The organism is Ilumatobacteraceae bacterium, assembly GCA_033344875.1.
In the GTDB taxonomy this organism is placed as follows: domain Bacteria; phylum Actinomycetota; class Acidimicrobiia; order Acidimicrobiales; family Ilumatobacteraceae; genus Ilumatobacter.
In genome coordinates this window covers 44,399-64,722 of the sequence record JAWPMO010000001.1, presented here as the reverse complement: position 1 = coordinate 64,722, position 20,324 = coordinate 44,399, and the positions used below count along the sequence as shown (strand labels likewise).

Below are 20,324 nucleotides of genomic sequence, written 5' to 3'. Positions count from 1 at the left end.
TCGTGACCACCCGGGCCAGGACGCACGTCATGAGCTGCGACGCCTCCGTCGTCGTCACGTCCGAACCCGACAAGGTCGAGGGCGACCGGGTCGCCGCCCGAGCCATCGGGCGCCTGCACGAGTTGGAGCAGCGGTGGAGCCGGTTCCTGCCGTCCAGCGAGATCAGCGAACTGAACACCTCGGCCGGCACGTTGCGACAGGTCAGCGAGCCGACGTTCCGACTCGTCGAGGCGCTCGTGCAGGCGTGGCACGCGACGGATGGAGCCTTCGATCCGACCCTGCTGGGCACGCTCGTCCATCTCGGCTACGGAGCGAGTCGGGACCGCGCCGACCGGACCACGTCCCTCGCGCCGGGGACCGGGGTCCGCGGCCGCCCGGACGAGATCGTCACGCGCTCGTCCGACCGAGTGGTGATGCTGCCACCCGGCACCACGCTCGACCCCGGAGGACTCGGCAAGGGGCTCGCCGCCGACTTGATCGTCGACGAGATCCTCGCCGCCGGCGCCACCGGAGCACTCGTCGAGGTCGGTGGCGACCTGCGCGCCGAGGGCACGCCGCCGGCGGGCGCCGCCTGGCCGATCTCGATCGACGGGACGGGCGAGGTGGTCGAGATCACACACGGTGCCGTCGCGACGTCGACGTCACGGATCCGAACGTGGACGACCGACGGCGAGCACCGGCACCACCTGGTCGACCCGTCCACGCTGCGCAGCGCCGGCACCGACGTCGAGTCGTGCACGGTGATCGCGGGCACCGCCGCGTGGGCCGAGGCGTTCACCAAGGTCGCCTTCAGTCGGGGAGCGACCGACGCGATCACCGTGTGCCGGCGCCGAGGGCTCGCCGCCGCGATCACGACATCGGCGGGCGTCGTCGCCACGCCCGGCTGGGAGGCGTTCCGACGATGAGCGAACAGACCTGGTGGTACCTGTCACGGAGCTCGGGCATCGTCGCGCTGGTCCTCCTCGTGCTCAGCGTGGTGTGGGGGGTCCTCCTCGCCACCCGGGCGCTCCGCCCGATCGACCGGCCGGCGTGGCTCCTCGACCTGCACAAGTGGCTCGGCGGCATGGCACTCGTGATGACCGGGCTCCACATGCTGGGGCTCTATCTCGACGGGTACGTCGAGTTCGGGTTCACCGAACTCCTTGTGCCGGGCACCAGCGACTACCGGCCCCTCGCCGTGGCGGTTGGCGTGTTCTCGTTCTACGTCCTCGTCGCCGTGCAGGCGACGTCGTATCTCCGACACCGGCTCTCGAAGCGGGTGTGGCGAGGGATCCACGTGCTCTCGTACGGACTCGTGTGGACCGCCGCGATCCATGCCGGCATGGCGGGCACCGACACGGTCAACCGCGCGTATCAGGCGCTGGCGATCCTGCTGACGATGGTGGCGGTCGCGGCGACCGTGATCCGGATCATCAGCCCCGGTCGGCGTGGCGCCCCGGCGAGTTGATCCCCCGGAGCCAACGGCGGGCGTTCTCACCCAACTCCTCGGTGGCGTAGCCACCCTCTTGCAGGACGACCGTCGGGAGCCCCAACTCGCGAATCATCGCACCGGACCGCTCGAACCCGTCGGGTGTGACCGCCAGGTCGCTGATCGGGTCGTCGTAGTACGTGTCGAGTCCGAGTGAGACCACGACCAGGTCGGCGCCGAACGCCGCGATGTCGGCGCACGCCGCGCCCAGCGCGTCGAGGTAGTCGTCGTCCTCGGTCTCGGCAGCCAGCGGATAGTTCGACGTGGTGCCCGTTCCGACGCCGGCGCCCCGCTCGTCGCGGAATCCGGTGAGGTACGGGTAGGCGCGATCCGGGTCGCCGTGCAGCGAGACGAACTGCACGTCGTCACGGCCGTAGAAGATCTGCTGGGTCCCGTTGCCGTGGTGGTAGTCGACGTCGAGCACGGCGACCTTGCTGCCGGTGCTGACCGCGAGGTGGTTGGCGGCGACGGCCGCGTTGTTGAAGAAGCAGTAGCCGCCGTACGCGTCGCGAGCGGCGTGGTGCCCCGGGGGCCGACACAGGCCGTAGGCGACCGGGTCGCCGCCGAGCACGTGGTCGGCGGCGGTCAACGCCACGTCGACCGACGAACGAGCCGCGGCGTACGTGCCGTGTGTCAGCGGCGTCGTGGTCTCGAAACACCACCAGCCGAGCCGCATGCCGATCGCGGTCGGCTCCTTGGCCGCGCCCATCCCCGCCCTGATCGCCGGGAGCGCGAACACGTCGGGCACCACGTCGTGCGTGTACGGATGATGCTGTTGATACTCCTCCCACGCGGTCTCGAGGAACGCGACCAGCCCGGGGTCGTGCACGGCCTCGATCGGCGCCGTGCCCCACTCGTCGGGTGCGACGAACTCGAACGTGTCGTCGGCGGCCAGCGCGGCCCGGATGATCTCGGCGCGCCCGGGGTGTTCGAAGGGCTCCTGCGCCCGACCACCCTCGATCTCCTGTTCGGGGTGGTGCAGGCGATGTCGCAGTGTGTACACGACCTTCACGTGTCCATCATCCCATCAGGTGACTTGCCATGACCGGTCCGATTGTTACAGAATGATGACAGCGGGCCTGCACTCCTGGAGGCTTCACATGACGGAACACGGCGAGACTCGCCCCACCTACACCGGACACCAGGTGGTCGATGAACACGGCGACGGCGTCGGCCGCGTGGTCGACGTGATCTACACCGATCCGGCCACGAGCGACGACGGATCGATGACGCCGAACTGGCTGGTCGTCGATCCCGGCCCGCTCCGAGCAGCCCATTACGTTCCGATCCAGGGTTCGTACGTCACCGGCACGGGACAGGTCGTCGTGCCGTGGGACAAGCGATGGATCAAGTCGGCGCCCAAGGCCAACGGCGACCACCTCTTGAGCGAACATCAGGTCGCCGAGCTCGAACAGCACTACGCCGGCGTCTGAGCCTCGGCGCGACCGGCCGGTATCGAACGGAGGGGTTCGGACCCCCTCCGTTCGCCGCGTCACCGCGTCGCGCGGCGCCGCACGACGAATCCGACGGCGCCGAGGACGACGAGTACGAGCAAGGCTGCCGTCGCCCAGCGCGCCCACGGCGCCTCGCCGTCCGCGTCCGCCACCGGTGTGGCATCGTCCGTCACCGCGTCAGCGGTCTGGGCAGGAGTCGGAGTCCGCTCGACGGTCGTCGCCGCCGTCTCGACGACGGGCGGCAGGGTCGGCGCCGGCAACTCGATCCGTTCCCCGGAGCGGTCGAACAACGGAGCCGCCGACGTGCTACCGAGATCGGTCAATCCACGCCGGATCGACGACGCGATGACGATCGCCGGTCCGCGGGCCGACGCGGTACCGACGGCCCGATCGACCAGGGTGGCCTCGCCGTCGACGGTGACGTCGACGACGAAGAACGTGTCGACGTGATCGCCGTACTCACGAACGGTGACCTCCCATCCCGCGGGCGTCGGTCGAACGGACTGGTAGTTCTCCCAACCGGTGAACTCGGGCACACCGTCGGGCAATTCGACCGCGATGGCGGGACCCGATTCATTGTCGCCGTCGACCAACGGCGGACGGATCACCCCGTCCGATGGAACGAACGCGAGGTCGCCGGGGCCGAGCACGATGACTCGTCCGAACGCCGTGACCTGGTCGAAGACGTCCTCGCTCGCAGCGAACGAACCACCGACGTACTCGATGCCGGTGACGCGCTTGCCGGCGAGCACCGCCTCCGCCTCGATGCCGACGTCGTTCCCATCGGCACCCCGGCAGTTGACGGGTATTCCGGCGCCGCCGTCGAGGTACTGCGTGATCGTTGCGTCGATCTCGATCACCTCGGCGGGCGCGGCCTCGCCGTACCGCCATCGCACGAGTTCGACCGCTGTGCGCGGGTCGAGGCTCCTGGTGAGCCGCGTCGGTGTCCGGAGCTGCACGAAATGCGTGTCGCCGGGACAGTTCGACAGGCCGATCGTGCGCCCGACACCGGGGAGATAGCCGACCACTCCCCCAGCGTCGTCGACCAGCGCCAGGTCGTGATCCCCGGTCGTTGCCTTGCCGATCGCCACCGGAGGACCATCGGCGGTCGCCGGCCACGGCTCGTCGAAGAACGGCACGAGGTCGGACTCGGTCGGCGTCGAGATGCACTCGGGGAGTTCGTAGGCACCGTCGTTTCGACGAACGAGCAGCATGACCTGCGGGAGCGAGACACGCGTGTCGGAACACGAGTGCAACTCGGTGTCGAGCACGACCTCGAGGACATCGGGTGTCTCACCGCGATACCGCTCGTCGACCTCGACCAGCCATCGGCGACCGATCTGCGTCTCGTCCACGATCTCTTCCCGGAAGTCGACCGTCTGACCGCTGACGATGATCCTCGCCCGCTCGAGGTCAGCGGCCAGGTCCGGGATCGAGCACGAGCACGCAACCACCGCTCCGTGACCGACCGATGCACCGGCGACGGCACCCACGAGCAGTGCGATCGCTCCGAGGCGAGCGAGTCGGCGCCGTGACATCATCGATGCCGACCGCGCCGAGCGAGGAGCACGCCGGCCGCAGCAACGACGAGCACCAGCAGACCGCCGGAGATCCATCGCGGCGACATGCCATCGTCGTCGTCGGCCCGATCGCCCGGTTCGTCGTCGACCCCTCCGCCCGCCTGGGCGGTATCGGTCGGCTCCGGCGCATCGGCCGACTCCCGCACGTCGGTCGGTCGGGTCGGTTCGACGGTCGTCGGCGACGGGGCCTCGACGGCTGTTCCGGTTCGAACGAAGAGCGGTGGTGGCACGCTCGGCTCGAGACCGTCGAGGCTGCGACGCTCGGGCGGGATCAGCAGACCGCTCGTCCAGCCGAGCGAACGGATCGGCACGAACTCGGACGTGGCGGTCGCACGACCGTCCGGCCCGGCCCGAATCACCCGGAAGCCGGACTCCGACGTGTCGGGCGACGTCTCACGCCAGTCGTCGACGGTCAGTTCCCATCCGTCGCCGATCGCGAGCACCGACATCAGGTCGTCGCCACGGATCGTCCGGGTCCAGCCGTCACCCAGATCCCACACGACCTCGGACGTCGTCGCTCCCGCCGCCACCCGTGGCGGCTGTTCACGCACCAACCTGAAGGAGGCGTCGTCGGGGCCCACGATGTCGATCGGCCGCTCCGGTGCCCGCGCCTCCACCGTGGCGACACCGTCGACCACCCTGGTGGCGTCGGAGTAGGTGGACCACACGACCACGACGTCGCCGGCGTGGGGCGCGTTGCAGACGATCGTTTCCGCGGTCTCGATCGCCTCGGGTGACTCCACCGGCACCACACCCACCTCGGTCCACCCGTCGTAGCTCCAGGTCGCGAGTTCGAACGACCGGACCATGCCGTGCTGGTCGCCGGGCCCTCCGCGCAGCTGCACGAAGTGCTCGCCGCCCGGGCAGGGCGCCAGCCCGTGGGTCTCTCCCTCGCCGGGCAGGTATCCCAGGGCGCGACCGTCCGCATCGGCCAGCATCGCCGCGTGCCCACCGGCGTCGGCACTCACGACCGCGACCGGCTCGCCCTCCACCAGCTCGGGCGGTTCGAACAGCCGGTCGAGCACGTCACGACTCACGGTGTGGGCACCACAACCCGTCGTCACGTCGAACCGCCCGTTCGACGCCCGCCAGCCCAGGCGGAGAATCGACGGGCCCACCTCAGCCGGTGGCCCGCACGAGCTCTCGCCCGCCTCGGCTTGGATCTCGATGACATCCGGTGTGTCGCCGACCCAGCGTTCGTCGACCTCGAACGCCCAGACGTTGCGGTCGAAGCCATCGATCGTCTCGTCCCATCGGTCGATCGGTTCGCCGGAAACGATCGCGAGCGCGTCGCCCACGATCTGGCGGGCCGTCCAGAGCGTGCAGCTGCACGCGGCCGCCGGCGCCGACCCGACCGAGGCCCCGGCCACGCCGAGTAGGGCCGCCACGACGAGCAGGCGCGAGGCACGGGCGATGCGGTGCAGCATGGAGGTTGGACGTGGGCCGGGCGTCATCGGTTCCCGGCCGATCTCAGCCGGCGTCGACGAGTTCGAGGTCTTCGGCGAGGTAGTGCTCTTTGCACTTCGCGCGCTGGAGCTTGCCCGAGCTGGTCTTGGGCAGCGTGCCCGGTCGAACCAGCATGATGTCGCGAGGTGGCAGACCACAGACCTCGAGCGTGCGGTGATGGATGTCGTGACGCACGACGTCGAGATCGTCGGCGCGCACCTCGGCGACCACCACGACCGATTCCTTGCCCTTGTACCCCTCCATGCCGAACGCGATCACGTTGCCGGCGCGCACTCCGTCGAGTCCGCCGACCGCTCGCTCGATGTCCTCCGGGAACACGTTGCGACCGCCGACGATGATGACGTCCTTGATCCGCCCGCAGAGGATCAGCTGACCGTCGAGCATGTACGCGAGGTCGCCGGTGCAGAGCCAGCCGTCGTGGAACAGCGCCTGCGTGGCCGCCTCGCGCTTGTAGTAGCCGGGCGTGACCGACGTGCCGCGCAGCAGCAGCTCGCCGACGTGGCGTTCGGGCAGCTCGTCGCGGGTGTCGGGATCGGCGACCTTCATCTCCATCCCGGGCACGGCGGTGCCGAGCATCGGGAGCCGTCGGGCACGGACCGCGAGGTCGTCGGGGTCGTCGATCTCGATCGGTTTCGCGACCCGGGTGCGTTCGAGCACCTCCCGGTCGACCGTGTCGCACTGCAGCCCCGCACCGCGCTTCGGGAACGATGCTCCGATCGCGGTCTCGGCCATGCCGAACGCCGGGAACACGCTGCCGGCCCGGAACCCGAACGGTTCGGCGGCGGCGACGAACGCATCGACCGCCTTCGGGTCGACCGGCTCGGCACCGCTCAGCGCCAGGGTCAGCGTCGACAGGTCGAGCCCTTCCGCACGCTTGAGCGCGCGGGTCGCGAGCACCCACGAGAAGTTCGGGCCGGCCGTGGCCGTGCCGCCGTACTCGGAGATCCACTGCATCCAGTTGCCCGGCTTGGCCATGAAATCCTGCGGGGCGGCCTGCACCAGGTCGACGCCCTTGGTCATCGGGAGCGCCAGGAACCCGACGAGCCCCATGTCGTGGTACAGCGGCAACCACGACACCATCGTCTCACCGACACCGAGTACGGCCGCCTCGCAGCAGGCGTCGATGTTGGCCGACAGCACCCGGTCGGGGATCATGACGCCCTTCGGCTCGCTGGTCGACCCGCTCGTGTACTGGAGGATCACGAGCCGTTCCGGATCGTGATCGGGGCGTTCCCACCGGTCGGCCGACGGCACCCCGGGCGCCCCGGGCAGCACGGAGCCCATCGGTTCGATCGGCGGATCGCCGGCCGTCGCCTCGTAGAACGCAGCGAGCTGGTCGTCGATCAACACGAGCTTGGCGTCACCATGACGAATGCGCGCACGAGTCGAGTTCACGAACTCGTCGAGCGAACCCATTCGCATCGGCAACGGCAGCACCATCGAGGCGATGCCGGCGAGCCAGCAACCGCGCACGATCGTCATCAACTCGCGGCTGGTCGGTCCGAGCACGGCGACGTGGTCGCCCGGCAGCAACCCTCTGGCCTGGAGGGCGGCGGCGACGGTCAGCGCCTCGTCGTGGATCTGGCGCCACGGGACGTGGACGGGGCCATCGGGGGCGACGGAGTGGCCGACGAAGCGAACGCCGGTGCCGAGGTCGGCTGCGTGCTCGAGGCGGTCGATCGTCGACATCGACGAGGCGGTCGAACTCATGGGCCCGACGCTAGTAGGCGATGCGGGGACGCACCGCGTTCAACGGTCGACCCAAAACCCTTCGTGGGGCTCGGCCGCTTCGTCGGGCAGCACCGGGCCGACGACCTCGGTCGGTCGGCCGCCGGCGTCGAACACCGTGTCGCACGGGAGCGAGAGCGACTCGTCGTCGGGGCCATCGGCGGTCATGGCGGCGAGCACCGACCCGGCGAGGCCGAACACCACCCGTCGCACCCCCACCCAGTACACCGATGCGGCACACATCGCGCACGGTTCGGTGCTCGTGTACATCGTGCTGGCACTCAGCACGTCGACCCCGAACCGGACGGACACGTCCGTCATCAGGTTGCGCTCGGCGTGACCGGTGCGATCGCCGGTGGTGCCGACCGTGTTCATCGCCTCGGCGAGCACCTCGCCGTCGGGCCCGACCAACAGCGCCCCGAAGGGATGGTCGCCGCGAGCCCGGGCCGCGGAGGCGAGTTCGAGTGATCGGCGGATGAAGCTCTCGTCGTCCGGGCGCGCCGCGGTCATTCGGCCGACGCTACCCACGGCGCGGTGCGCCCGGTTCCCGCGCGGCAGGGTTGGCCGGATCGGCGCCCGGCTGGCAAGGTCGCGGGATGAGCGAGCTGACGACGACGGTGCGGGCGACGATCGTGCAGACGCCGGAGCCGGGCCGGTTCGAGCGACTCGAACGGCACGACGTGGTGATCGAGGCAGACGGCACGATCCGGTCGGTCGCCCCGGCCGACGACACCGTCGCCCCCGACGTCATGCTCGATGCGGACCACGTGCTGTTGCCCGGCATGGTCGACACCCACCTGCACGCACCGCAGTGGCCGCAACTCGGCGTCGGTCTCGACCTACCGCTCGAACGGTGGCTGTTCGAGTACACCTTCCCGCTCGAGGCTCGATTCGCCGACGTCGAGTACTCGACGAAGGTGTGGGCGCAGATGGTCCCGGCCCTGCTGCGACACGGGACCACGACCGCCGTGTACTACGGCTCGATCCACGAGGACGCCACCACGGCGCTGGCCGAGGTCTGCATCCGGCACGGACAACGAGCCTTCGTCGGTCGGGTCGCGATGGACCACCCCGACGGGACTCCCGACTGGTATCGAGATCCGTCCGCGGCCGCCGCCGTCGATGCCAGTTCCCGCTCGATCGACGCCGTCCGACGCGTCGACGGGGGCCGCGGGCTGGTCGAACCGATCATCACCCCGAGGTTCGTCCCGGCGTGCACCGACGCGGCGCTCACCGGATTGGGTGAACTCGCGGCGGCGACCGGGGTCCGCGTCCAGACGCACTGCTCGGAGAGCGACTGGGAGCACGGGCACGTGCTCGACCGGTGCGGCGTCACCGATGCCCACGCGCTCGACCGGTTCGGGCTGCTCCGCGACCACTCGGTGCTCGCCCACGCGACGCATCTGACCGATGCCGACCGGTCGTTGCTCGCGGCGACGGGTGCGGGTGTCTCCCACTGCCCGCTGTCGAACGTCTACTTCGCGAACCGGCCGTTCCGGGCCCGCGCCGCGCTCGACGCCGGCGTCCGGGTCGGTCTGGGCACCGACGTGGCCGGAGGCCCGTCGCCGTCGCTGCTCTCACAGTGCTCCCACGCCGTCGTCGCATCACAGCAGCTCGCCGACGCCGGTGACCCGTCGGCACGCATCGACATCGCCACCGCGTTCTGGATGGCGACGCTCGGTGGGGCCGACCTCGTCGGTGCCGACGTCGGGCTGATCGCTCCGGGTCGCGCGTTCGACGCGATCGCCGTCCGTGTCCCCGACGTCGCCTGTCGCTCCGACGGTGACGACGACCGCGACGACGTGTTCGAGGAACGGATCGTCCGGCTCGCGGGGCCCCAGGACATCGTCACCGTCTGGGTCGCCGGCACCGACGTCACACCGGCCGGCTGATCCGACCGACGCTCACTGGCTCCCGTCGAGACGCGTCGGCAGGTGGCCGTCGCGCTGACGTCGGATCTCGGTCGCGTCGCAGACCCGACACATGAACTCGCGCTGCACGCCCTGGATCGACATCTGCGTGCCCCGCGACTTCTCGACCAGCACCTTCGGCATGGCTTCCATCTCGTAACCACCACACTTCTGGCACGACGGGCGCGGATCCCGGGTGAACGTGATGTCGCACCATTCGCAGTGCAACTCGATGAGGTCGTCGTCGCGGCGGGTACCGGTCAGATGGTCGTCGACGCCGCACTGGGTGCACACGATCTCGGTCGCCATGGACGAATCGTAGCGATCGGATCGGCCCGGATCGGCCCGGATCGGCCCGAAGGATGACCGAGGGCTCGGCACGACCGGCCGTTCGGCCGATGTGCCACAGGCGGACCACACGTACCGTGAGGGGAGAACGAACATCACGAGGAGTGCCCTGACATGACCGAAACCATCCCCACCCCGGAGCGCGACTACTACGTCGTCGACTCGCCCTACGAGGTCGCCCGGTGGCGGCCACTCGTCAACTGGCTGCTGTACATCCCCCACGCCGTGATCTCGTACGCGCTCCGGTCACTCGCCGGCGTCGTTGCGGTCATCTACTGGTTGGTGCTGCTGTTCACCGGCAAGTTGAACCGCGGCCTCTACGGCGTGATGACGCTGTACGTCCGCTACGACGCCCGGGCGACCGGCTTCCTCGTCGGCTTCTCCGAGACCTACCCGCCGTTCGACTTCCGGACCGGCGGTGCCGACAACGATGCCTACCCGCCGATCACGCTCAACCTGCCCGAACCAGCCGAGACCGGGTCGCGCAAGCTCGCCCTCAACGTCCTGCTGGCGATCCCCCACTACGTCGTGTTCATCTTCTTCGGCATCGCTGCCGCGGCGGTCGCCATCGCCGGCTGGTTCGCGGTGCTGTTCACCGGCGCCTGGCCGAAGGGCATGCGCGACTTCCTGGTCCGCGTGAGCAACTACTACTACCGGGTCTGGCTGTACGCCGCCATGGTCGAGACCGAGTACCCGAAGTTCGGGCTCTCCCCCGCCTGACGGCCGGGCCCGGCTACCCCTCGAGCGCGTCGGCGAGCCGCTCGAGGGTGGCCGCCATACCCGCTCGGTTGTGTTCGAGTCGGTCGGTGACCCCCGAGACCTGTGCGCTGTACTCGAGGGCGCTCTCGGGCCGGAGGTCCTGGGCCGACTCGGTCACGATGCAGCCACCCTCGGTCGGCTCGAGGGTGTAGCCCCACTTCGAGAACACGAAGCCACGGACGCTGCAGTCGAACCGGAACGTCTCGTCGAGGACCAGTTCGACGATCATCGCCTCGGTCACCCACTCCCGGTCCCCGTTGCGGTTGTGACCGGTGAAGCTCGCACCGACCGCTGCTTCGGTGGCACCGTCGTTCCACTCGGCCCTGACCGTCTCGGGCGACCACTCGCCCATGCGGGTGATGTCGGTGAGTGCGGCGAACACCGCCGACGGCGGAGCGGCGATCGTACGGGAGACCTGGACATCCGGTGTCATGACGGAACGGTAGGCGGCGAGTCGACCGTGGGCGCAGTCGGCCCGGTCAGGAACGGGCGATGATCGAAGCGGCCGAACGGTGCCCGGCCCGGGCGGCGCCGACGACGTCGCCCCGCCAGTCGGCTGCGAGGAAGCCGGCGGCGAACGCGTCGCCGGCGCCGGTCGTGTCGCCGACCTCGGGCAACGATTCCGCCGCGACGTCGTGTCGCTCGCCGGCGGCGAACACCGTTGCCGGGCCGGCGCCGCGCTTCACCACCGTCACCGCGCCGACCACCGGGCCGACGACACCGAGCACACTCGCCTCGTCGGCGTTCGCGAACACGACCGCCGGACGGAGTCGTTGCAACAACTCGAGGGTCGCCCCTACCCCGTGGCCCTCGATCAGCGCGACCGAACTCGCGTCGATCGACACGTCGACACCCCGGTCGTGCGCCCATCCGATCACCGTGAGCGCGGTGGTAGCGAGCGGATCATCCACCAGCGAATACAACGGCACGTGCAGTTCGGAGACCCCGTCGAGCCATGCCACGTCTGGCTGCTCGAGCGCCGTGCACGCCCCGCGATCGGTCAGCATCGTTCGTTCGCCGGTGGCGTCGACGAGCACGGCGATCGTGCCGGTTCGCCCGTCGTACCGAACGAACGAGACGTCGACACCGACGGTGGTGAGCTCGTCGACCAGGGCTCGGCCGATCGCGTCGTCACCGACCTGACCGAGGAAACGTGCCGCGCTCCCGGCGCGCACGGCTGCCGCCGCGACGTTGGCAGCGCTGCCGCCACGTCGTCGTTCGATGCGGGCCGACGTGTCGGACGCCACGTTGACGGGGTCGTCGACGCGAATGACGACATCTTCGAGGAGGTCACCCAGGGTGGCGAGCACGCATCAGACTCTACGGAGAGCGTCCGAATCCGACGTCCCGACGCAGCAAGATCGCTCCGTGGTCCCTGACGACAGGCCGATGTCAATAGGGTGGGGAAACCATACGGTCGAACCCGAGGATGAGATGATCCAGAACGCCCACTTCAGTTTTGATGACGTCGCGGTCATCTCCGTCGAACTCCACGAGGCGCCCATCGTCGTGACGTCCGACGAGGTCGACGCCCGCCTCGCCCCGTTCTACGAGCGCACCGAGGGCAAACCCGGCCTCCTCGAATCGCTCGCCGGAATCCGGCAGCGTCGCCAGTGGCCCGACGACGTCACGTTCACCGACGCCGCGGCAGCAGCCGGTGAGAAGGCGATCGCCGCCTCCGGTGTCGACCGCTCGAAGATCGGCCTCATGGTCGACACGAGCGTGTGTCGGGCCCGACTCGAACCGTCGAGCGCCGTCACCGTCCACGACGCGCTCGGCCTGCCGACCACGTGTCTCAACTTCGACATCTCCAATGCCTGCCTGGGGTTCGTCAACGCGATGCACCTCGCCGGCGTGATGATCGACTCCGGTCAGATCGAGTACGCCCTCATCGTCGACGGCGAAGGCACCAACCAGGTCTACGACAACACGATCAACTACCTCAACGAGCACGGCACGGGCCTGGAGGACATCTTCGCCAACTTCGCCACGCTCACGCTCGGTTCGGGCGCCGCGGCGATGGTCGTCGGCCGGCACTCCACCAACCCGGGTAGTCATCAGATGCTCAAGGGTTTCTTCCGGGCCGCCACGCAGCACCACGAACTGTGCGTCGGTTCGCTCGAGGGCATGACCACCGACACCAAGGCGCTGCTCGACGCCGGGACCGAGCTGGCCAAGCTCGCCTGGGACGACGCCGGCGCCGGCGAGAGCTGGGGCGGACGCGACCGCTACATCCTCCACCAGATCTCCGAGGTGCACACCAACGCCATGCTCGACGTGCTCAACCTCGACGCCGACAAGGTGCCCAAGACGTTCCCGTTCTACGGCAACATCGGCCCGGCTGCGATCCCGATCACGCTCGCGCACGTGCAAGACACATTGGGCGACGGCGATTCGGTCCTGTGCATGGGTATCGGCTCCGGCTTGAACGCCGGCGTCATCGAACTCCGCTGGTGACGCACACCGAGCCGGCGACGCTCCCGCCACCGGGTCTCGCCGGACTCGAGCCGAGCTGGTCACGCCTGGTCACCGCCGACGACGGCGACGGCACACCACGAACCTGGCACGTCCTCGACAACTGGTCCGGGTCGACGCCACCGCGCCTGACGCTGCTGTGCGTCCACGGCAACCCGTCGTGGTCGTACCTGTTCCGGCACCTGCTGGCCAACGCCCCCGACGACGTGCGCGTCGTCGCGGTCGACCACCTCGACATGGGGTTCTCCGAGCGCACCGGCACGCTCCGCCGGCTCGCCACCCGCGTCGACGACCTCGACCGGGTCGGTGCCGAGCTCGGCATCATCGGGCCGACGGTCACCGTCGCCCACGACTGGGGTGGACCGATCTCGCTCGGCTGGGCCCAGCGACACCGGAGCCACCTGCACGGCGTGGTACTGATGAACACCGCCGTGCACCAACCGCCCGGGTCGCCGGCGCCGAGCGTGATCCGCCTCGTCCGGTCGGCCCCGATGCTGCGCGCGGTGACCACCTCGACCACCGCGTTCATCCGCGGCGCGATCGAACTGTCCGACGAACGCCCTGATGCCGAGGTCCGCGAGGCACTGCTCGCCCCGTACCGGACCGCCGACCGGCGGACCGCGATCGGCGAGTTCGTCGCCGACATCCCGCTCGAACCCGAGCATCCGAGCGCGGAGACGCTCGACGCGATCGCGGCCGGACTGGCCGACTTCGCCGATGTCCCGGCGCTGCTCCTGTGGGGTGCTGCCGACCGGGTGTTCTCCGACCTCTACCTCCACGACCTCGAGGCGCGCCTGCCGCACGCCGACGTGCACCGGTACCCGACCGCCGGACACTTCGTGTCGGAAGACACCGACTGCCTGACGACCGCACTCACCTGGATCGACGAACTCGACGCCGACCACGCACCGGCGCCCGCCGACACGACCACGTCGTCGCTGCTCGACATCCCGGCCCCGCCCGAACCGCGGCTCGCCGTGGCCGAGATGACGGGCGACCGTCGCGCGGTCGACACGCGCGAGTTCGACGTCCTGGTCGACGCCACCGCCGCCGGGCTCGCGGCCGACGGCGTCCGCCGGGGCGAACGCGTCGCGCTCATGATCCCCCCGGGCATCGACCTGAGCGTGACACTGATGGCGTGCTGGCGCGCTGGTGCGGTCGCCGTGCTCGTCGACTCCGGGCTCGGCCGCACCGGGATGAGCGCTGCGATGAAGGTCGCCGACCCCGACCATCTGATCGGCATCCCCAAAGCGCTCGCCGCCGCGCGAGCGCTGAGGTGGCCGGGACGTCGGATCTGCACGATCGCGCTCGGCCGCGCGTCGAAGCTCGCGCTCGGCGTCGCGACCGACCTGCCGGCGCTCCGGACGACACCTGGCTCGCTCCCCCGCCCCGTCGACGGCGGCGAGATCGCCGCGGTGGCATTCACGTCGGGCGCCACCGGTCCGTCGAAGGGCGTGCTCTACACGCACGACGCACTCGCCGCCCAGCGGGATGCGATCGCTTCGCTGTACGACATCACCCTCGACGATCGGCTCGTCGCCGCGTTCGCACCGTTCGCGCTGTACGGGCCGCTGCTCGGCATCCCGTCGGTCGTGCCCGACATGGACGTGGCGGCGCCCGGCACGCTCACGGCGACAGCGCTCGGCGACGCGGTGCTCCGGGTGCGAGCCACCCTGGTCTTCGCCTCGCCGGCGGCCCTCGCCAACGTGGTGCGTACCGCCGACCAGCTCTCCGCGGCGCACCGCGCCGCGTTCGACAACGTGCGGCTCCTGCTCTCCGCCGGAGCACCGGTGCGCCCGGCGCTCCTCCGGGCGGCTCGCGAGCTGTTTCCCAACGCGTCGGCGTGCACCCCGTACGGCATGACCGAGTGTCTCCCCGTCGCCAGCGTCTCGCTCGACGAACTCGACGAGCTCGCCGGCTCCGAATCGAACCAGGGCGACGGCGTCTGCGTCGGGCACCCGCTCCCGAGCGTCGACGCGGCGATCCGACCTCTCGCGGCCGCACCCGGCGAGCTCACCACCGAACCGGACGTGGTCGGCGAGATCGTGGTGCGGGCGCCGCACCAACGACGCGGCTACGACCGATTGTGGCGCACCGAGCACGACTCCGGGCAGCCCGTCGGCTGGCACGCCACCGGCGACGTCGGCCATCTCGACGATCACGGTCGGCTGTGGGTCGGCGGACGCATCGGACACGTGATCACCACCCCCGAGGGGCCGGTCACCCCGGTCGCGCTCGAGCAGCGGGTCGAATCGGTGGACGATGTCGCGCTCGCGGCCGTCGTCGGCGTCGGGCCGCCCGGCATCCAACAGATCGTCGTGGTCGTCGAACGTGCGACGCCGGTGTCGCGTGCCGAGCTCGCCGACCTCGCCACGCACGATCGTGTCCGTGAGATGGTCGGTGCACCGGTCGCGGCCGTGTTCGATGTGCCGCGACTCCCCGTCGACCGTCGACACAACTCCAAGATCGACCGGTCGGCATTGGCGCGGTGGGCGGCCGAGGCGCTCGCCGGCGGGCGGGTCACCGACCCGTGAGGGTGCTCGTCACCGGTGCGACCAGCCTGATCGGCCGCGCGACCGTCGATGCACTCGGTGACCACGACGTCACCACGTTCCAGCGAGGTGAGAGCCCACACGAGCGAACCGTCCGCGGCTCGATCACCGATAGGGACGCCATCGGGCGGGCCTGTGTCGGCCACGACGCGGTCATCCACCTCGCGGCCAAGGTCGGTGTCACCGGGCCGTGGAGCGACTTCGAGCTCACGAACGTGCACGGGACGCGTCTCGTCATCGACGCAGCCCGCAGCGCCGGGGTGAGCCGGTTCGTCCACGTGTCATCGCCGTCGGTCGCTCACGCCGGGTCGGCGTTGGTCGGCGCCGGCGCGGATGCCGCCGACCCGGCGGCCACCCGCGGCCACTACGCGACCAGCAAGGCGATGGCCGAGATCATCGCCCTCGAGGCGTCATCACCGGACATGCCGATCGTCGCGATCCGCCCGCACCTCGTCTGGGGTCCCGGCGACACACAACTGGTCGGACGGATCGTCGAGCGGGCTCGTCAGGGCCGCCTCGCGCTCGTCGGTTCGGGCGCCGCCCTCATCGACACGACCTACGTCTCCAACGCCGCCGATGCGCTCGTCGCGGCCCTCGATCGGGCGCCGTCGCTCGGTGGCCGGGTGTTCGTGGTGTCGAACGGCGAGCCACGCACGGTCCACGAACTCGTCGCGCGGATCACCTCGGCGGCAGGCGTCGACTGGCGAGAGCGGCACGTCCCGACCGCGATCGCGACCGCCGGGGGCACCGTCGCCGAACACCTCTGGCACCGACTCGGTCGAACCGATGACCCGCCGATGACGAGCTTCCTCGCCGAGCAGCTCTCGACGGCTCACTGGTTCGATCAGCGTGAAGTGCGAGCTGCACTCGACTGGTCACCCGCGGTCACGCTCGACGACGGCTTCGAGCGCCTCCGCGAGTCGTTCGCCGCCGGCCTGCCGATCGCCTGACGCGCCGCCCGTCGAGGTCAGTTGGCGGAAGCGCCTGCCGAGCCGACCTCGTCGGTGGCGTCGTCGAGATCGAGCGCATCGAGGACGGCGCCGTCGGCGGGTCCTGCGTTGGGGCCGTATCCGACCGTCGCAACACCACCCTCACCGCACCCGTCGCACGTGCCCCACACGACGATCAGCATGTCGGACGGGTCGCTGGCGCCCTCGAGTCGGCGGAAGCCGACGACGTCGAAGTCGGCCGGGGCCACGGTGGTGTCACACTTCGTGCAGCGGAGGTCGCCGTCGTCGGTGACCACGATCTGCTGGCTGAAGCCGTCATCGGCCGCCTCGGCGAGCACCTCCAACAACGTGGAACCACCGGACGCTTCGTCGGGAGTGTTCGGGTCGGTCATGTCGGGTCCTCCTCCTGCGCGCGGTCGACGCGCACGGGCTTGGCGTACCCGTGGCCGGCGCCCGGCAAACGTGCGCCGTCGGTCAACGACGCCTGAAGGTGACCAGCGGCACGTAGCACCACGCCCAGGCCGCCAACAGGGCGATCGCGGTACCGGTCAGGAAGGCGGTACCTCGACCGAACACGAAACTCGACACGACGAGCGTCGTCGCCACGATCGCCACCCCCATCGCGACGGTACCGACGATCGTGATCCACGTGGCGATGATCAGGTGCCGCCGGGAGTGACGTTCGATGCCGGTCGCCGGCGCGCGCATCCGCTGGTGGACGCTCGGCGCGATCAGGAGGATCGACGCCAGCCCGGACGAATAGAACGCGACCGCGAACGACGCGCGCTCGAATCCGTCGAAGTCGGCGAATGCGCTCTGCAACGGGGCGGTCAGCAGGAACGCGAACAGCACTTGGACGCCGGGGAGCGACGTCCGCAGCCCTTCGAGCAGGGCGCGGAACTGCTCGTCGACGTCGCGTCCGTCGCGCTCCGGCGCCGCAGAGTCGTCCGAGGTGGTCATGGCTGACCCGGACGTACCCCCGGTCGGGCGGCACGAAACCGTCGGTCAGTCAGCGAAGAAGCCCCGGACGGCGTCGGCCATGGCCGCTCGGATCGAGCCGCTCGAGATGATCATGTCGACCGCGGTCAACGACGTGTGGACGTGACCACGACCGAGATGATGCTCGGTCGGCACCCCGGCGGCGCTCAGGGCCGCTGCGTACGCCGCACCCTGGTCGCGCAGCGGATCGAACTCGCTGGTGAAGATCGCCGCCGGCGGGAGGTCGGTGAGATCGGCGGCGAGCAGCGGCGACGCGATCGGGTCGGACCGCTGCTGCTCGTCGGCGTAGTGCCCCCAGAACCACTCCATCAGCGCCCTGGTCAGCACGAAACCGTCGGCGTTCTCGGACATGGACGGGCGGTCGGTGCTGCCGTCGGTGACCGGCGTGATCAGCAGCTGCCCCGCGAGCGCGGGTCCTCCATCGTCGCGAATCCGCTGCGTCGTCACCGTGGCGAGGTTTGCCCCGGCGCTCCATCCCGCGATCGCGAGACGGCCGGGCTGCGCTCCCATCTCGGCCGCATGGTCGGCCAGCCATCGCACGGCAGCGAACCCGTCGTCGGCAGCGGCGGGGCAACGATGCTCGGGCCCGTGTCGATAGTCGACCGACACCACGAGGGCTCCCGACCGTACGCAGAGATCGCGACAGAACGGGTCGTCGGACCGGTGGTCGCCCAGGACCCAGCCGCCGCCGTGGAAGTACACCACCATCGGATGCGGTCCGGGGGTGTTCGGCCGGTACCGGCGATACGACAGATCGCCATCCGCCCCCGGCAGGGACCCGTCGACGATCTCACCGACCTCAGGGCCGGGCGGTCGCAGCGCCGACGACGCCTCCATGAACGCGCGAGCGTCGGTCGGGTTCATCGACTCGATCGGCGGGAGCTCCATCTCCTGCATCGCCTGCAGCATGAACATCACGTCGAGTTGCAGCCGGTTGACCACCCCGTCGTTGCAGTGCTCGCCGGCGGGACCGGCCAGCCGGAACCCCAGGTAGTCGCGCTCGGCCACCTCGTCACAGGTGCGCCGATACGTGTCGACGCCACCGACGTACGGGAGGAACACCCGCGGTTTGCCGGGCACGTTGGCCCCCATGTACCACGAGTCGGCCTTCGGGAAGAGGGTGATGTCGGCGCAGTCGTTGACGTGCTGCACCCATCCGTCTTCGGCCGTCGGTGTCGGTTCGATCGACGTGTACCCGTCGTCGCGCATCGAGGCGACTGCGTCGGCGATCCAGTCGACGTGCTGCTCGATCGAGACCACCATGTTCGACAGCACCGACGGGCTGCCCGGGCCGGTGACCATGAACAGGTTGGGGAAACCGACCGCGGTGAGCCCGAGATAGGTCCGCGGTCCGTGCTCCCATTTCTCTCGCAGCGTCAGGCCGCCGCGGCCGCGGATGTCGACACCGACGAGTGCGCCGGTCAGTGCGTCGAACCCGGTGGCGTACACGATCGCGTCGAACTCCAGGTGCTCGCCCGGCAGCTCGATGCCCGTCTCGGTGATCGACTCGATCGGCTGTGATCGGAGGTCGACGAGACGGACGTGTGGCAGGTTGAACGTCTCGAAGTAGTTCGTGTCGAGACAGGGCCGCTTGGTACCGAACGGGTACGTCGTCGGGCACAGTGCCTCGGCGGTCGCCGGGTCGTCGACGGTCGACCGGATCTTGTCGCGGACGAACTCGCACCACAGTTCGTTCGCGGCCTCGGCGATGCCGAGATCGACGAACTTGCTGTTGGCCGCCAGGAGTTCCCCCTGCGCCCACGCCTCCTCGAACCGCCGCAGCCGCTCGTCGTCGGACACCGCGAACACGCTGTCGGTCGGCTGTGGCATCGGTACACCGGCCCGCGACCAGCGGGCCGCGTGGCGGTACGCCTCGGGGTCGGCCTCGAGCTGCGACCGCTTGTCCTCGGGGATCGGCCCGTTGCCGGCGGGCATGGAGTAGTTCGGGGTGCGTTGGAACACGGTGAGCTGTGCTGCTTCGGCGGCGATGTGCGGGATCGTCTGGATCCCCGACGAACCGGTGCCGATCACCGCCACCCGTTTGCCCGTGAAGTCGACCCCGTCGTGGGGCCACTTCCCCGTCAGATAGGTCGCGCCGGCGAACCGATCGGCGCCCGGGAGGTCGGGATCCTTCGGGACCGAGAGCGTGCCCGTCGCCATCACGTAGTGCCGGCAGGTGATCTCGTCGCCGGACACCGTGTGGACGCGCCAGCACGTCCCCTCGTCGTCCCAGACCGCTCGATCGACCGGGGTGTCGAAGCGGATGTCGCGCCGCAGGTCGTACCGGTCGGCCACGTGGTTCAGATAGCGGAGGATCTCCGGTTGAGTGGCGTACTTCTCCGACCATTGCCACTCACGCCGGAGGTCAGGGTCGAACGTGTACTGGTAGTCGAGACTCTGGATGTCACAGCGCGCACCCGGATACCGGTTCCAGTACCAGGTGCCGCCCACGTCGGATGCGGCCTCGAGCGCGATCGCCGTCACCCCGCTCGAACGAAACTTGTGGAGCAGGTACAACCCCGCCATCCCGGCGCCGACCACGACGACGTCGACGTCCAGGCCTGACTGATCCCCATCGGTCCCCATCTCAGGAGCCTGTCACAGCACGGTCGGGCCGTTCGGGCCGGAGCGACG

General features: G+C 70.0%; 19 protein-coding genes. 8 read left to right on the top strand and 11 right to left on the bottom strand.

The features are described from left to right. Window positions 1-29 precede the first annotated feature (29 nt). The gene (locus R8G01_00310; GenBank protein ID MDW3212410.1) at window positions 30-905 is read left to right on the top strand and encodes an FAD:protein FMN transferase; all 876 of its coding nucleotides are present in this window, start codon (window positions 30-32) and stop codon (window positions 903-905) included. Beyond that, window positions 902-1,447, top strand: a complete 546-nt coding sequence (locus R8G01_00305) for a ferric reductase-like transmembrane domain-containing protein (GenBank protein MDW3212409.1) — start codon at window positions 902-904, stop codon at window positions 1,445-1,447. Before R8G01_00310 ends, R8G01_00305 begins: the two co-directional genes overlap by 4 nt. Here R8G01_00305 and R8G01_00300 read toward each other — a convergent pair. Further along, entirely contained in the window at window positions 1,413-2,480 is a 1,068-nt protein-coding gene (locus tag R8G01_00300; GenBank protein ID MDW3212408.1) for a histone deacetylase family protein, read from the bottom strand. The two genes, R8G01_00305 and R8G01_00300, sit on opposite strands and share 35 nt — an antisense overlap. A gap of 88 nt (window positions 2,481-2,568) precedes the next feature. Here R8G01_00300 and R8G01_00295 point away from each other — a divergent pair, with 88 nt between their 5' ends. Then, window positions 2,569-2,901 (top strand): hypothetical protein, encoded by a 333-nt coding sequence (locus R8G01_00295; GenBank protein ID MDW3212407.1) that lies wholly within the window; start codon window positions 2,569-2,571, stop codon window positions 2,899-2,901. Between the two features lie 59 nt (window positions 2,902-2,960). On the opposite strand, the gene R8G01_00290 is transcribed toward R8G01_00295, so the two are convergent. The 4 genes from R8G01_00290 to R8G01_00275 are packed head-to-tail and all read right to left on the bottom strand — an operon-like array spanning window position 2,961 to window position 8,207. Then, a complete protein-coding gene (locus R8G01_00290; GenBank protein ID MDW3212406.1) occupies window positions 2,961-4,463 on the bottom strand; it encodes a hypothetical protein in 1,503 nt (500 codons plus the stop codon). Next, window positions 4,460-5,929, bottom strand: coding sequence for a hypothetical protein (locus R8G01_00285; protein ID MDW3212405.1), 1,470 nt, complete (start codon window positions 5,927-5,929; stop codon window positions 4,460-4,462). Before R8G01_00285 ends, R8G01_00290 begins: the two co-directional genes overlap by 4 nt. A gap of 43 nt (window positions 5,930-5,972) precedes the next feature. Beyond that, entirely contained in the window at window positions 5,973-7,679 is a 1,707-nt protein-coding gene (locus tag R8G01_00280) for an AMP-binding protein (protein MDW3212404.1), read from the bottom strand. A 39-nt stretch (window positions 7,680-7,718) separates the two neighbouring features. Next, window positions 7,719-8,207: a nucleoside deaminase gene (locus R8G01_00275; protein MDW3212403.1), complete on the bottom strand. Its 489-nt coding sequence runs from the start codon at window positions 8,205-8,207 to the stop codon at window positions 7,719-7,721. Between the two features lie 86 nt (window positions 8,208-8,293). On the opposite strand from R8G01_00275, the gene R8G01_00270 reads away from it, so the two are divergent. Then, window positions 8,294-9,589, top strand: a complete 1,296-nt coding sequence (locus tag R8G01_00270) for an amidohydrolase family protein (protein MDW3212402.1) — start codon at window positions 8,294-8,296, stop codon at window positions 9,587-9,589. A gap of 12 nt (window positions 9,590-9,601) precedes the next feature. Here R8G01_00270 and R8G01_00265 read toward each other — a convergent pair whose 3' ends face one another. Beyond that, entirely contained in the window at window positions 9,602-9,916 is a 315-nt protein-coding gene (locus R8G01_00265) for a hypothetical protein (GenBank protein MDW3212401.1), read from the bottom strand. 153 nt (window positions 9,917-10,069) lie between these two features. Between R8G01_00265 and R8G01_00260 the strand changes: the two genes are divergently transcribed. Beyond that, window positions 10,070-10,675: a DUF4389 domain-containing protein gene (locus tag R8G01_00260; protein MDW3212400.1), complete on the top strand. Its 606-nt coding sequence runs from the start codon at window positions 10,070-10,072 to the stop codon at window positions 10,673-10,675. Between the two features lie 13 nt (window positions 10,676-10,688). Here the strand turns inward: R8G01_00260 and R8G01_00255 are convergent, their stop codons facing one another. Together R8G01_00255 and R8G01_00250 are read right to left on the bottom strand one after the other, a co-directional pair. Beyond that, window positions 10,689-11,147: an SRPBCC family protein gene (locus R8G01_00255; protein MDW3212399.1), complete on the bottom strand. Its 459-nt coding sequence runs from the start codon at window positions 11,145-11,147 to the stop codon at window positions 10,689-10,691. A 46-nt stretch (window positions 11,148-11,193) separates the two neighbouring features. Next, on the bottom strand, window positions 11,194-12,024 hold the full coding sequence (locus R8G01_00250; GenBank protein MDW3212398.1) for a PfkB family carbohydrate kinase: 831 nt from the start codon (window positions 12,022-12,024) through the stop codon (window positions 11,194-11,196). Window positions 12,025-12,148: 124 nt separating this feature from the next. Between R8G01_00250 and R8G01_00245 the strand changes: the two genes are divergently transcribed. From R8G01_00245 to R8G01_00235, 3 genes are read left to right on the top strand one after another with little or no spacing between them, the layout of a single operon-like run. After that, window positions 12,149-13,171, top strand: a complete 1,023-nt coding sequence (locus R8G01_00245) for a 3-oxoacyl-ACP synthase III (protein ID MDW3212397.1) — start codon at window positions 12,149-12,151, stop codon at window positions 13,169-13,171. After that, the gene (locus R8G01_00240; GenBank protein ID MDW3212396.1) at window positions 13,168-15,723 is read left to right on the top strand and encodes an alpha/beta fold hydrolase; all 2,556 of its coding nucleotides are present in this window, start codon (window positions 13,168-13,170) and stop codon (window positions 15,721-15,723) included. The genes R8G01_00245 and R8G01_00240 overlap by 4 nt, the downstream gene beginning before the upstream one ends. Beyond that, a complete protein-coding gene (locus tag R8G01_00235; GenBank protein MDW3212395.1) occupies window positions 15,720-16,691 on the top strand; it encodes an NAD-dependent epimerase/dehydratase family protein in 972 nt (323 codons plus the stop codon). Before R8G01_00240 ends, R8G01_00235 begins: the two co-directional genes overlap by 4 nt. 17 nt (window positions 16,692-16,708) lie before the next feature. On the opposite strand, the gene R8G01_00230 is transcribed toward R8G01_00235, so the two are convergent. The 3 genes from R8G01_00230 to R8G01_00220 all read right to left on the bottom strand — a co-directional run bounded on the left by R8G01_00230 (window position 16,709) and on the right by R8G01_00220 (window position 20,276). Next, window positions 16,709-17,083, bottom strand: coding sequence for a hypothetical protein (locus tag R8G01_00230; protein MDW3212394.1), 375 nt, complete (start codon window positions 17,081-17,083; stop codon window positions 16,709-16,711). Between the two features lie 82 nt (window positions 17,084-17,165). Beyond that, complete coding sequence (locus R8G01_00225; protein MDW3212393.1) at window positions 17,166-17,651, bottom strand: DUF6328 family protein; 486 nt, start codon at window positions 17,649-17,651, stop codon at window positions 17,166-17,168. A 45-nt stretch (window positions 17,652-17,696) separates the two neighbouring features. After that, the gene (locus R8G01_00220; protein MDW3212392.1) at window positions 17,697-20,276 is read right to left on the bottom strand and encodes an alpha/beta hydrolase fold domain-containing protein; all 2,580 of its coding nucleotides are present in this window, start codon (window positions 20,274-20,276) and stop codon (window positions 17,697-17,699) included. Window positions 20,277-20,324: the final 48 nt, after the last annotated feature.

What these genes read in the sequence shown, in the direction of transcription:
- R8G01_00270 (MDW3212402.1), top strand. Translation starts at nt 8,294, where the DNA reads ATGAGCGAGCTGACGACGACGGTGCGGGCGACGATCGTGCAGACGCCG.
- R8G01_00220 (MDW3212392.1), bottom strand. Translation starts at nt 20,276, where the DNA reads ATGGGGACCGATGGGGATCAGTCAGGCCTGGACGTCGACGTCGTCGTG.
- R8G01_00245 (MDW3212397.1), top strand. Translation starts at nt 12,149, where the DNA reads ATGATCCAGAACGCCCACTTCAGTTTTGATGACGTCGCGGTCATCTCC.
- R8G01_00255 (MDW3212399.1), bottom strand. Translation starts at nt 11,147, where the DNA reads ATGACACCGGATGTCCAGGTCTCCCGTACGATCGCCGCTCCGCCGTCG.
- R8G01_00260 (MDW3212400.1), top strand. Translation starts at nt 10,070, where the DNA reads ATGACCGAAACCATCCCCACCCCGGAGCGCGACTACTACGTCGTCGAC.
- R8G01_00230 (MDW3212394.1), bottom strand. Translation starts at nt 17,083, where the DNA reads ATGACCGACCCGAACACTCCCGACGAAGCGTCCGGTGGTTCCACGTTG.
- R8G01_00265 (MDW3212401.1), bottom strand. Translation starts at nt 9,916, where the DNA reads ATGGCGACCGAGATCGTGTGCACCCAGTGCGGCGTCGACGACCATCTG.
- R8G01_00285 (MDW3212405.1), bottom strand. Translation starts at nt 5,929, where the DNA reads ATGCTGCACCGCATCGCCCGTGCCTCGCGCCTGCTCGTCGTGGCGGCC.
- R8G01_00295 (MDW3212407.1), top strand. Translation starts at nt 2,569, where the DNA reads ATGACGGAACACGGCGAGACTCGCCCCACCTACACCGGACACCAGGTG.
- R8G01_00275 (MDW3212403.1), bottom strand. Translation starts at nt 8,207, where the DNA reads ATGACCGCGGCGCGCCCGGACGACGAGAGCTTCATCCGCCGATCACTC.
- R8G01_00225 (MDW3212393.1), bottom strand. Translation starts at nt 17,651, where the DNA reads ATGACCACCTCGGACGACTCTGCGGCGCCGGAGCGCGACGGACGCGAC.
- R8G01_00305 (MDW3212409.1), top strand. Translation starts at nt 902, where the DNA reads ATGAGCGAACAGACCTGGTGGTACCTGTCACGGAGCTCGGGCATCGTC.
- R8G01_00290 (MDW3212406.1), bottom strand. Translation starts at nt 4,463, where the DNA reads ATGATGTCACGGCGCCGACTCGCTCGCCTCGGAGCGATCGCACTGCTC.
- R8G01_00280 (MDW3212404.1), bottom strand. Translation starts at nt 7,679, where the DNA reads ATGAGTTCGACCGCCTCGTCGATGTCGACGATCGACCGCCTCGAGCAC.
- R8G01_00310 (MDW3212410.1), top strand. Translation starts at nt 30, where the DNA reads ATGAGCTGCGACGCCTCCGTCGTCGTCACGTCCGAACCCGACAAGGTC.